Origin of the sequence: Catenulispora pinistramenti (assembly GCF_018274385.1) — a bacterium.
In the GTDB taxonomy this organism is placed as follows: Bacteria; Actinomycetota; Actinomycetes; order Streptomycetales; family Catenulisporaceae; genus Catenulispora; species Catenulispora pinistramenti.
Genome location: NZ_JAAFYZ010000298.1, coordinates 1 through 10,964, shown reverse-complemented (window position 1 = coordinate 10,964; position 10,964 = coordinate 1). Strand labels below are relative to the sequence as shown.

The following is a 10,964-nucleotide window of genomic DNA, read 5'->3' as shown; positions in this document are numbered from 1 at the left end:
TCGGCCAGCGCCTGCTGGCCATGGCCGCCGCGATCTGGCACAACACCAAGACCGGCGCGGCAAGCAAGCGATCATTGATCGCCTACGACCACTGACCAGCCAAGCGATCGGACTCAATCATCTAGCGAGACTCCATATTTACCGAATCTTGACCGCGGGACGGCTGACCGGGTGCCATATCACCTGGCACGCTGCGGGCTGGCACGGCACACCATTCCTCGACAGTAGGGATTCCACGGCATGCGAACTGCCACGCGCTCGAGGCTGCTCCCGATCGGAGCGGCGTGCGCGGCCCTGGCGATGGCCCTGACCGGCCCGCAGGCGTCCGCGACGAACACCGGCACCGCGCAACCGCACAACCGGCCGCACGCGACCAGCACCGCACCGGCGGCCGGCGCTACTACGGGACACAGTGGGAACTTCGCCGTCAGCGGCCCGCCCGGCAATCCGGACGGCGGGGTCGACGACCCGAGCGCCGCCGACAACGAGTACTTCGCGGCCCGCAGCGCGCCGGGCGTCGTGCAGCCCGGTGCGTACGGCGCGGCCTGGCAACAGATGCAGTCCATGCCGCACTACGGCCCGGATTGGAAGCCGGTCACCACCACGCCCTACAACTCCGACGACCCCCGCTACCGCGACTACGACTCCAACTCCTCCGGCGGCGCGGGCGACGTCACCGGCCGGATCACCGGCATGGCCGCCGACAACGCCGGCCATGTCTACGCCGGCGGCGCCAACGGCGGCGTGTGGCGCTCCTCGACCGGTGGCGGCCAGTGGACGCCGATCTCGCAGTCGCTGCCCTCGGCCTCCACCGGCGACCTGGAGCTCGACGCCGCCGGCCGGCTCTGGTACGCCACCGGCGAGGCGAACACCGCCTCCGACACCTTCACCGGCTCCGGCGTCTACGTGCTCTCCCACCCGCAGAACGGACAGTTCTCCCCACGCGACCGGGTCGGCGGCAGCGAGCTGGAATCCACCAGCATCCGCAAGATCCGCTTCATCGGCGACCGCGTCTACGCCGCCACGACCCGCGGCCTGTGGTCGCACTCCCTGAACAACCTGAGCAGCCCCTGGAAGCTGGAGTTCGCCCCGAACCCCAGCTACCTGCCCAACGGCTCCCAGGCCACGGACCCGGCCGCGCCGTACAAGAACATCGTCAACGACATCACCGCCGACCCGAAAGACCCGACCAAGCTGATCGCGGCCATCGGCTGGCGCAGCGGTGACACCTACAACGGCTTCTACACCGAGCAGAACGGTGCCTGGACCCGCATCACGTCCTCGCTCGGCGACCTGCCGACGGCCGCGGCCAACGTCGGCGCCGTGACCTTCGCCGGCTCCGCGGACGGCTCCAAGTTCTACGCCGTCGACCAGGACCCGACGAAGATCACCAGCGCGCAGTCCACACTCGGCGGCGTGTACGAGTCCGACGGCACGCCGTTCGGTCCCTGGCACCTGGTCGCGGACTCGCCGAAGCTGGAGGCCTCCGGCTCGGCCGAGACCGGCGCCACGTACAACCCCGGCGTGCAGGCTTGGTACAACCAGTTCCTGCAAGTCGACCCGACCGATCCGAACCACGTCTACATGGGTCTGGAAGAGGTCTACGAATCCCACGACGCCGGCGCCACCTGGAACACCGTCGGCCCGTACTGGAACTTCACCTTCCCCTGCTGGTCGATCGACCCCACCGAGCAGACCGGCACCTGTAGCCCGACCACGCACTCCGACCAGCACGCGGTCGCGATCGGCAGCGTCGGCGGCAAGAGCTTCGTGGTCGTCGGCAACGACGGCGGCGTCTACAAGCGCCCGCTGGCCGGCGTCCTGGACTCCGGCGGCCACGCCGCGGACTGGCAGTCGCTCAACGACGGCACGATCGACACCCTGCAGTACTACTCGGTAGGCGTCGGAGCCGACCCCAGCGGCCACGGCGTCGCGGTCTCCGGCGGCATGCAGGACAACGGCCAGTCGATCCTGCGCAACGGCGACAAAGTGATGGGCTCGAACTTCGGCGGCGACGGCGGCGACACCCTGGTCGACCCGAAGAACGGCTGCAACGTCGCCGAGGAGTACACCAACCTGTCGATCTGGGTCACCAACGACTGCGGCCAGAACGTCAGCACCGACCCCTCGACCGAGACCGAGTACAACGTGCCGCCGACCGACGGCGTCAACGGCACCGCGCGCTTCACCGCGCCGTTCGCCGCGGACGCCAAGAACCCGGACACCTGGGTCACCGGCGGCCAGCACGTCGCGGTCCAGACCAAGGGCTTCGCGATCCGCGGCACGTCGGACTGGACCAACGTCTACGACCTCGGCGCCGGCAACCTGGCCTCGGCGGTCGCCGACTCCGGCGGCAAGATCTACGCGGCCTGGTGCGGCGGCGGCTGCAACAGCGTCGGCTTCACCCGCGGCATCGCGGTCGGCAACGCCGACGGCACCGGCTGGCACCAGCTGAACCTGCCGACCGACGGCACCTCGCTGCCCAACCGCTACCTGTCCTCGATCGCCGTCGACCCGAACGACGCCGACCACGTCTACGTCGCGGTCAACGGCTTCTCCCGGATGTGGACCGAAGGCCCCGGCGCGGGCGTCGGGCACCTGTACGAGAGCCACGACGGCGGCGTGACCTGGAAGGACATCTCGGCGAACCTGCCGGACGTCCCGGCCGACTCGATCGTGCTGCTGCCGCACGGCGGCATCGCACTGGCCACCGACCTCGGCGTGTTCTACGAGGCGCCGCACAGCTCGTGCTGGAGCATCCTGGGCAACGGGCTGCCGACCAACGCCACGCTGCAGCTGTCGCCGGGTCCGGACGGGAATCTGTACGCGGGAACGCACGGACGCGGGATCTGGAAGGTCCGGATGCCCTCCGGCGATCAGAACCAGCAGTGATCATCAGGATCAGCAGTGATCCACGGCCTGTGACAACGGCCTAGGGCATGGTGGGAGCACGGCGTCCGGTGATGAGGGCGCCGCGCTTTCGTCCGCGGGCCGGACTTGGCACTGACTCAGCCTTCTCATACGCCGAGGGCGCCGCGCTTCCGCGCCGGCCACGGGCACCGGCGGTGCCTTCGTCTCGCCGCCGATCATCATCTGCCCCACGCCGTGCGGCGCGGTGGGTTGACCCGGATCCCGTCGGCCGGCTACCGCGCCACCGCCGTCTGAAGCCCAGTTACCTTCTGACCCCTAATCAGAGGACTGACCCGACGAGGTGTCCGACGGCAGCGGCCGTCCCGTCGATTGGAACGGCCACCCCAGCAGCGTCCCGAAGTCGTCATCCTCGACCAGGCGGAAGACCAGGCCGGATTGCTGGTCGGCCGAGGTGGCCGACAGTCGCACCACGTGCGCCGAGCCGCCGAGCACGTCAGTCCTGGGGTCGGTCAACTCCTTCGACCACGGATTGTTCTGAACGAGATCGGTCCCGGTGGTGACCGCCTTGGTGAAGGCTGTCGCGATCGTCTGCGCGCCGGCGGCGGCGGATGCCGCGACGCAGATCTCCTCTCGGGCGTCGGATGCGCTGGTCGCGGTGACGCCGAAGGCGACGCCGGTGGCGGCGCTGTTGCCGATGGTCTTGGGGTCGGTGAGCACCATGGCGCCGAGCGGGGAGCCCAGGCAGTCGGCGAGCGAGCTCACCACGTTGTCGCCGGACAGCGGCTTGGACTGGGCGGGCAATGCGGCGGCCAGGTCGGAGGTGGCGCCGCCGTAGGCGATGCTTGTTCTCGACACCCAGATCACGTTCAGCCAGCCGGTCATGCCGGGGCCGACGCCGGTGACCGGGTCGAGCTTGGTCATGTCGATCTTGTGGTCGTCGTTGCTGATCCAGGCGGTGGTGCCGCCGCCGCGGTCCTGCTTCTTGTAGCCCCAGGCGGCGAGCTTGGCGCCGATCGCGGCCGGGTCGAAGCCGCCGTAGAGGATTCCGACCGCGTTCGGCGGGTTCCCGACGGTGATCGCGCTGGTCACGGCGGTCGAGTCGAAGCCGGTCAGCGGCGGCAGGAGCGACCAGTACTGGAACAGCTGGTCGGCGCCGATGCCCTGCATATGCGAGAACGGGCCGCTGGCCGCCGGCTTCGTGGTGCCGGTCAGCTTGGTGACCTGGGCCGTGGCGCCGTATTCGATGTAGTCGCTGGTCTGCGTGACGGCGTGGATGTCGTGCAGCACGTCCTTGAACGAGCCGGAACCGTCGCCCCCGCCGGACGACGTCGAGCCGCTGCTGGAACACGCCGCGGCCGAAACCGCCGCCAGCGCCAAGGCCGTGACGAACGCCGCCGACCGGCCGAACCGCCGCATTACCGTGCCTGTGCCCGTGCCCGTACCTGTGCCCATCATCCATCCCCCTTGGCAGTCCTCGGACAAGCTCCATCAACCTTAGCTAATGAACCTGGAACCGCATTCGCTGGGGTGAATGAGTGTCAGCTTCCTGCGGCGGCACCATAGGTCTGGGCCGCGACCCGGACGAAGGACCGGACCAGCGGGTCGTCCCGGGAGCCGGCCCACGCGACCACCACCGTGGCCGGTGGCGCGTCGGCCAGCGGGACGAAGGTCAGCCCGGGCGGCAGGGCCCCGACTCGTGGCGCCAGTCCGATCGTGCCGTTCCACAACACCGCCTGCAAGCATTCCTGCACGGTCCGCACGATCGGGCCCTCGCGCATCGGACCCTGCGGTGTGGTCGCGTTCCAGAACGCGCGCCACAGCGGATCGGCGCTGTCCGGGAGCCGGAACCAGCGGCGCTCGGCCAGCTCGGCCAGTCGCAGGACTTTGCGATCGGCCAGCGGGTCGTCGCCGCGCAACACCGCACCGACCGGATCGGTCCGGAGTCTTCGAACGCTGATACCGGTCTCGTCGAACGGGCCGTGGGTCAGCGCCACGTCCACCAGCCCGGAACGCAGGCCGCACGTCGGGTCGGCCAGATCGGCCTCGCGGACCTGGACGTCCACGTGCGGGTGCCGCTCGCGGAAGGCCTTGACCAGGCGGGAGGCGTCGGCGTCGGAGCCGTCGGAGAGCATGCCGACGGTCAGCGTCGCCGAGCCGGCCGCCGCCGCGGCCTTGGCCCGCAACCGGTCGGCCTGGTCGAGCAGGGCCCGCGCGTCCTGGTAGAACCAGACCCCGACCGGCGTCAGTGCCACCCCGGACGGCGAGCGCTCGAACAACGCCACGCCGAGGTCGGCCTCCAGCTGCCGGATGGCCCGGCTCAGCGGCGGCTGGGTCATGTGCAGCCGGCGCGCCGCGCGTCCGAAATGCAGCTCCTCGGCGACGGCGGCGAAGTACCGGAGCGAGCGCAGTTCCACGTCCATCATCGTTCCTCGTCCATCACAAGGGACGATACCCGCGCGGTATCGGGCGTGCCCGATCGGACTTGGACGGTCCCGGCCCGCCGATGGTGCACTCGGTCCATGGCTGAATACCCCTTCCCCGACCCGATCGTCGAGATCTCCGACGTGCGCGAGCTCGCCCACGACCTGGTGGTCGTGCCCAACCGGGACGTGGACCTGGTCCCCAACGTCGGGCTGATCGGCGGAACCGAGGCGGTCCTGGTGGTGGAGACGGGCCTGGGACCCCGCAACGCCCAACGGATCCTCGCCTTCGCCGCCGACTACGCGAAGGGCCGCCGCCTGTATCTGACCACCACCCATTTCCACCCGGAACACGCCTTCGGCGCGCACGAGTTCAGCGGCGAGGCCACCTACCTGGTCAACCAGGCGCAGGCCGACGACCTGGCCCAGAAGGGCGCGGGTTACCTGGCGATGTTCACCCGGCTCGGCGCCCCGGTGGCCCGCGAACTCGACGGTACGGTGCTCGCCGTGCCGGACGTCGTCTACGACGGCAGCTACGACCTGGACCTGGGCGGCCGCACCGTGCGTCTGCGCCCCACCGGCCGCGCCCACAGCCGCGGGGACCAAGTCGTCGAGGTCCCGGACGCCGACGTCCTGTTCACCGGCGACCTCGCCGAGACCGGCCAGTTCGCCATCTTCCCCTGGTTCCCGCCCCACGACACGGACGTCTCCGGCACCCGCTGGCTGCGCGTGATGGAAACGCTGGCCGCCGAGGCACCGGGCATCGTGGTCCCCGGCCACGGCGCCGTCGGCGACACCCGGCTCCTCGCCGACGTGCGCGACTACATCAAGGAGCTGCGGGATGAGACCTGGCGGCGCCGCGACTCGGCGGTCAGCGAGGAGACCGTGGTCGAGGAGGTCAGGGCGCTGATGATCGAGCGGCATCCGGACTGGCGGATGCGGGAGTGGATCGAGCGGGGGGTGGGGTGCTTGTGCGCTGAGCACGCGGCGGTGGGAGGAGCGGGGGTGGAGTAGCCCGACCAGCCCAGCTCAGCGTCGCCCCGCGCCGCCTGGCTCCGCGCGCCGCCGGTTGGTTTCCCCCTGGCTGGAGATCACCACCTCCGAGGACTCACCCGTTCCGAGGACCCACCCGCCGCCGGTCCCGCCGGCGGCCGGCCCACGCCTGGAGGCTGCCCGCGTGCTCGCGCTCACGGTGATCGTCGTGATCGGCGCCTGTGTGCTGGTCAGCGGCATCGTGGGGAACCGGTTCGGGATCGCGCCGCCGGTGCTGATGCTGGCGGCCGGGGTGCTGGTGGGGTTCGTGCCGCGGCTGCGGACCGTGAACCTGCCGCCGGACACCGTGCTGCTGGTCTTCCTTCCGGCCCTGCTCTACTGGGAGAGCCTGAACGCCTCGCTGCGCGCCATCTGGCGCAGCCTGCGCGGTGTGGTGCTGATGAGCACGCTGCTGGTGCTCTTCTCGGCCGGGATGGTGGCCGTTGTCGCACACGCGTTCGGGGTGCCGTGGGGCCCGGCGTGGATCCTCGGCGGGGCTCTGGCGCCGACCGATGCCACGGCGGTCGCGGCGCTGGGCCGGGTCCTGCCGCGCCGGGTGATGAACCTGCTGGCCGCCGAGAGCCTGATCAACGACGGCACCGCGCTGGTCGTCTACGGCGTCGCGGTCTCCGTCACCACCGGCTCGGAGCACTTCAGCACCGTGCACGTGACGTGGCTCGTCGCCCGCTCCTACCTCGGCGGCGCCGCGGCGGGCATCGCGGTGGCGTTCGTCGGCGGCAAGCTTCGCGCGCGCCTGCAGGACCCGCTGCTGGAGAACGTCGCGATCCTGCTCATCCCGTTCAGCGCCTTCCTGCTCGCCGAGGCGATCCAGGCCTCCGGCGTGCTGGCCGTGGTGGCGTGCGGGCTGATCATGGGCCAGCTGGGCCCGAAGGTGGGGACGCCCGCGGTCCGGCTGCTCTCCCAGGGCTTCTGGACGATCGGCACCTACGTCCTCAACGGCTCCCTGTTCGTCCTGATCGGCCTGCAGTCCCAGTCCGCGGTCCGCAACCTGACCAGCTTCGACCTGGCCCGCGCGCTGTCCGCGGTGGCCGCCGTGTGCGGCGTGCTGATCGCGGCCCGCTTCGCCTTCCAGTTCACCGTGATCCTCGGCATCCGCGCCGTGGACCGCCGCCCCTCCCAACGCGCTCGCCGCGTCACCCACGGCTTCCGGGTGATCACCGGCCTGGCCGGGTTCCGCGGCGCGGTCTCCCTGGCCGCTGCCCTGGCCGTCCCGAACACCCTGGACAACGGCCTGCCGCTCCCGGACCGCGACGTCATCGTCTTCGTCACCGCCGGCGTCATCGCGGCCCTGATGCTCCAGGCCTTCGCCCTGCCCCCGGTGGTCCGCTGGGCCGACCTGCCCGAGGACACCGTGATCGAGTCCGAGCGCCGGATGGCCAATCGCACCGCCGCCGAAGAGGCCATGGAAGCCCTCCCCGACATCGCGGCGACGCTGGGCACCGCCCCGGAGATCGCCGACATGGCTCGCCGCGAATACGAGAAACGTCTGCGCCTGAACCGGGCCGGCGACCCCGACGACGACGGTGACGACCTCGATGACGACGCCGCCGAACGCCTCCGCGAGTTCGACGAGCAGTACCGCGAGCTGCGGCTGGCCCTGCTCGGCGCCAAGCGGGCCACGCTCCTGCGGTTGCGCGACGAGCGCCGGATCGATGACGCCGTACTCCGGCAGATCCAGGCCAAGCTGGACATCGAGGAGGTCCGGCTGTCGCGGACGCAGCTGGTCGACTGAGGCGCTACGGGGCTATGGCTCTGAGGCATTACGGCGCTGAGGAACTATGGCGCTATTCCAGTTCCAGCCGCGGCCGACGCCCCGACCCCGCGGCCAACTCCCCGCGCGCACTCACCGCTTCCCCCAGCTGTCGCGCCAGATGCGGCACGGTCGTCGAGGCGAGATACAGCTCCGCCCCCGCGTCGAGCAGCCGCCGCACCGGACCGTGATAGCTGACCCCGAGCTCGGGATCGTCGATCTCGGCGATGACGATGCGCGCCGAGGGGAACATCGAGCGCAGGTTCCGCAGCAGCTGCGGGCTGATCGGCGGGACGAGGAGGACGTCCGCGGTGCGGGGCGCGGCGTGCATGTCCAGGACGATGTAGTCGGCGCCGAGTTCGGTCGAGAGCTTCGTCCGCGCGCCGTCCGACAGCTTCATCGCGGTGGCGACGACCAGGACGCTGTCGTCGTCGCCCGAGTTCGGATTCGGGCCTGGATTCGGATTCGGGTCCGGGTCCGGGTGCCCCGAAATGACCATGCCTTCCAACGGAGCCGAACCGGCAGCGGTGATCGTCGCAACCGGTTCGCCACCCTGCGTGAGAACCAGACTCCCGCCGGGCGTCAACGTCGCTATCAGGTCCGCGACCGCGTCCGGTAATCGGGCCAGTTCCACTCGACGTGCCTCGTGCATCAGGCCAATCTATCCACTACATCAACCGCTCGCTGACGTCCCACAGCTTCGTCGCGGCATCCTGATCCACGGCGTAGGGCAGAACCCCGGGCAGCTCCAGCGGGTTCTCCACTGCCAGGTCCTCGGCGGCCATCACCGGGCTGATGTCGCAGTCCTCACAGTAGACACCGCCCAGGCCGTCCAGCATGGGACTCGTCGCGCACCACACGGTGGTCGCCGCTCCCTGCCCGACGGTCTTGACCTGATGTCCGGCGCCCATGACGCGACGGCCGTCGACCTCCACCACGCCGGCCGCCCGCAGCGCCGCGTCGTCCATGTGCCGCGTCAACGAGGTGTCGAGGATCGCGCCGGGGTGCACGGCGAAGGCGCGGATCCCCTCGTCCCGGCCCCGCCGGTCGAGTTCGAGGGGGAACAGCGAGTTGGCGGTCTTGGACTGGCCGTACGCCTCGAACGGGACATAGGGACGGCGCTCGAAGGCCAGGTCGTCGAACACCACCGGCGAGAAGCGGTGGCCGCGGGAGGTCAGCGCGACGACCCGGGCCCCGCCGGCCGCCGCCAACGCCGGCCACAAGCGCGTGGTCAGCCGGAAGTGCCCGAGGTGGTTGACGGCGAACTGCGCCTCGTTGCCGCGCGCGTCCCGGGAGAGCGGCGTGGCCATCGTGCCCGCGTTGTTGATCAGCAGGTGCAGCGGACGGCCCTCGGCGAGGAAGGCGTCGGCGAAGGCATCGACGGAAGCGGGGTCGATGAGGTCGAGCGGCTCGACGCGAACGCCGTCGAACTCCCGCAGCGCGGCCTTGGCGCCCTCGACGTTGCGGGCCGGCACGATGACCTGCGCGCCGGCGGTATGCAGCACGCGCACGGTCTCCAGCCCGATGCCGCCGTAGCCGCCGGTGACGATCGCGGTGCGGCCGGTCAGGTCGATGCCCTTGATCACGTCGTCGGCGGTGGAGGTGGCGTCGAAGCCCGAGTTCAGGGGCTTTTGGGGGGTGGTGGTCATGGTGGTCGGGTCCCTTCTGGAAGTGCTTTCAGGACCACCGTAGGCGGGGTGGGATGTACGATGAATACTTGTGAGTGCGGAAAACTTGCTCGATCGTTCAGAAGAATCGGCCGCCGAGCCCGACAGCCCGGCCGCCGCCGACGACCCGCTCTGCGGCGCCCTGGCACTGGCCGACGCGCACGCGGCCCTGTCCGGCGCGTTCGTGGCCGGCGGCGACTGGGCCATCCGACTGCGCTCTCCGGAACGGCTGAAGGTGAACTGCGTCGTGCGCGGCAATCCGGTCATAGTCCGCGAAGACAGCGGAGAGCAGGTGGTGCTGACCCCGGGCGACGTCATCGTCTCCGACGGCGGGCTGCCCTACATCATGTGCAGCGATCCCAGCGTCCCACCGCAGCCCTCCAGCCCCCTGCCCATCGATCCGACGACCGGCTTCCGGCGCATCGGCTCCGGCGAGGAGGTCATGTGCGTCGCAGGCCACGTCGATCTGAGCCGAGACCGCGGCGGCCTGCTGCGCGGCGCCCTGCCGGACCTGATCCACGTACGCAGCACCTCCCCCGAGGCCGCCACCCTGCGCCGCCTGATCGAGCAACTCCTCGACGAGATGACCGGCCACCGCCCCGGGGCCGCGGCCGCCATGGACCACATCGCGCAGCTGGTCTTCCTCCACGTACTCCGCATCAGCCTCGTCACCGAGAACCTGCCCGCCGGCTGGCTCCGCGGCCTCGCCGACGACCGCATCGCCCCGGCCCTGCGCCTGATGCACGCCGACCCCGCCCGCCCCTGGCGCCTTGAGGACCTGGCCCAGGCAGCGGCCCTGTCCCGCACCGCCTTCGCCGTCCGCTTCCGCGAAACCGTGGGCGTACCGCCGCTGGCCTACCTGCTCACCTGGCGCATGAGCCTCGCCGCCCGCGAACTGCGGCACGGCGACGTACCGGTGGCGCTGCTGGCCCGCGAGGTCGGTTACGGTTCGGAGAGCGCGTTCAGCAACGCTTTCAAGCGCGCGATGGGCACCTCGCCTCGCAACTACCGGCATGCACTGACGAACTCGCGCGGATAGCGGATAGCGGATAGCGGATAGCGGATAGCGGACAGCCGCGCACCCTTGCGTTTCGCCGCTACCCCAGCGCCGCCTCACCCATCAATCCGAGCCCTGACCTCAGCCGCCTCCTGAGCCAACCCCAGCTCCTCGAACACCTCCCAAGCCGCCCCCCAATGCCCGCG

General features: G+C 70.7%; 8 protein-coding genes and 1 pseudogene. 5 read left to right on the top strand and 4 right to left on the bottom strand.

All coding sequences use genetic code 11. The annotated features are described in order from the left end of the window. Both KGQ19_RS53195 and KGQ19_RS44395 read left to right on the top strand, forming a co-directional pair. Positions 1-95 (top strand): annotated as a pseudogene (locus KGQ19_RS53195) (IS982 family transposase); the annotation flags it as partial. A gap of 145 nt (positions 96-240) precedes the next feature. Further along, positions 241-2,892 (top strand): glycosyl hydrolase, encoded by a 2,652-nt coding sequence (locus KGQ19_RS44395; RefSeq protein WP_212020935.1) that lies wholly within the window; start codon positions 241-243, stop codon positions 2,890-2,892. Between the two features lie 294 nt (positions 2,893-3,186). Here the strand turns inward: KGQ19_RS44395 and KGQ19_RS44390 are convergent, their stop codons facing one another. Further along, positions 3,187-4,287 (bottom strand): hypothetical protein, encoded by a 1,101-nt coding sequence (locus KGQ19_RS44390; protein ID WP_212020934.1) that lies wholly within the window; start codon positions 4,285-4,287, stop codon positions 3,187-3,189. 122 nt (positions 4,288-4,409) lie between these two features. Next, positions 4,410-5,285 carry a LysR family transcriptional regulator gene (locus KGQ19_RS44385; RefSeq protein ID WP_368862248.1) on the bottom strand — a complete coding sequence of 292 codons (876 nt, stop codon included), beginning with the start codon at positions 5,283-5,285 and terminating at the stop codon, positions 4,410-4,412. Positions 5,286-5,390: 105 nt separating this feature from the next. Here KGQ19_RS44385 and KGQ19_RS44380 point away from each other — a divergent pair, with 105 nt between their 5' ends. Together KGQ19_RS44380 and KGQ19_RS44375 are read left to right on the top strand one after the other, a co-directional pair. Then, positions 5,391-6,305, top strand: a complete 915-nt coding sequence (locus KGQ19_RS44380; protein ID WP_212020931.1) for an MBL fold metallo-hydrolase — start codon at positions 5,391-5,393, stop codon at positions 6,303-6,305. A 163-nt stretch (positions 6,306-6,468) separates the two neighbouring features. Next, the gene (locus KGQ19_RS44375) at positions 6,469-8,076 is read left to right on the top strand and encodes a Na+/H+ antiporter (protein ID WP_212020929.1); all 1,608 of its coding nucleotides are present in this window, start codon (positions 6,469-6,471) and stop codon (positions 8,074-8,076) included. Positions 8,077-8,128: 52 nt separating this feature from the next. Here the strand turns inward: KGQ19_RS44375 and KGQ19_RS44370 are convergent, their stop codons facing one another. Continuing rightward, positions 8,129-8,746 carry a hypothetical protein gene (locus KGQ19_RS44370; RefSeq protein WP_212020927.1) on the bottom strand — a complete coding sequence of 206 codons (618 nt, stop codon included), beginning with the start codon at positions 8,744-8,746 and terminating at the stop codon, positions 8,129-8,131. A 16-nt stretch (positions 8,747-8,762) separates the two neighbouring features. Next, positions 8,763-9,743 carry an SDR family NAD(P)-dependent oxidoreductase gene (locus KGQ19_RS44365; protein WP_212020925.1) on the bottom strand — a complete coding sequence of 327 codons (981 nt, stop codon included), beginning with the start codon at positions 9,741-9,743 and terminating at the stop codon, positions 8,763-8,765. 85 nt (positions 9,744-9,828) lie between these two features. On the opposite strand from KGQ19_RS44365, the gene KGQ19_RS44360 reads away from it, so the two are divergent. Then, positions 9,829-10,800, top strand: a complete 972-nt coding sequence (locus tag KGQ19_RS44360; RefSeq protein ID WP_230420399.1) for a helix-turn-helix transcriptional regulator — start codon at positions 9,829-9,831, stop codon at positions 10,798-10,800. The last annotated feature ends 164 nt before the right edge of the window (positions 10,801-10,964 follow it).

What these genes read in the sequence shown, in the direction of transcription:
- KGQ19_RS44380 (WP_212020931.1), top strand. Translation starts at nt 5,391, where the DNA reads ATGGCTGAATACCCCTTCCCCGACCCGATCGTCGAGATCTCCGACGTG.
- KGQ19_RS44370 (WP_212020927.1), bottom strand. Translation starts at nt 8,746, where the DNA reads ATGCACGAGGCACGTCGAGTGGAACTGGCCCGATTACCGGACGCGGTC.
- KGQ19_RS44390 (WP_212020934.1), bottom strand. Translation starts at nt 4,287, where the DNA reads ATGCGGCGGTTCGGCCGGTCGGCGGCGTTCGTCACGGCCTTGGCGCTG.
- KGQ19_RS44365 (WP_212020925.1), bottom strand. Translation starts at nt 9,743, where the DNA reads ATGACCACCACCCCCCAAAAGCCCCTGAACTCGGGCTTCGACGCCACC.
- KGQ19_RS44395 (WP_212020935.1), top strand. Translation starts at nt 241, where the DNA reads ATGCGAACTGCCACGCGCTCGAGGCTGCTCCCGATCGGAGCGGCGTGC.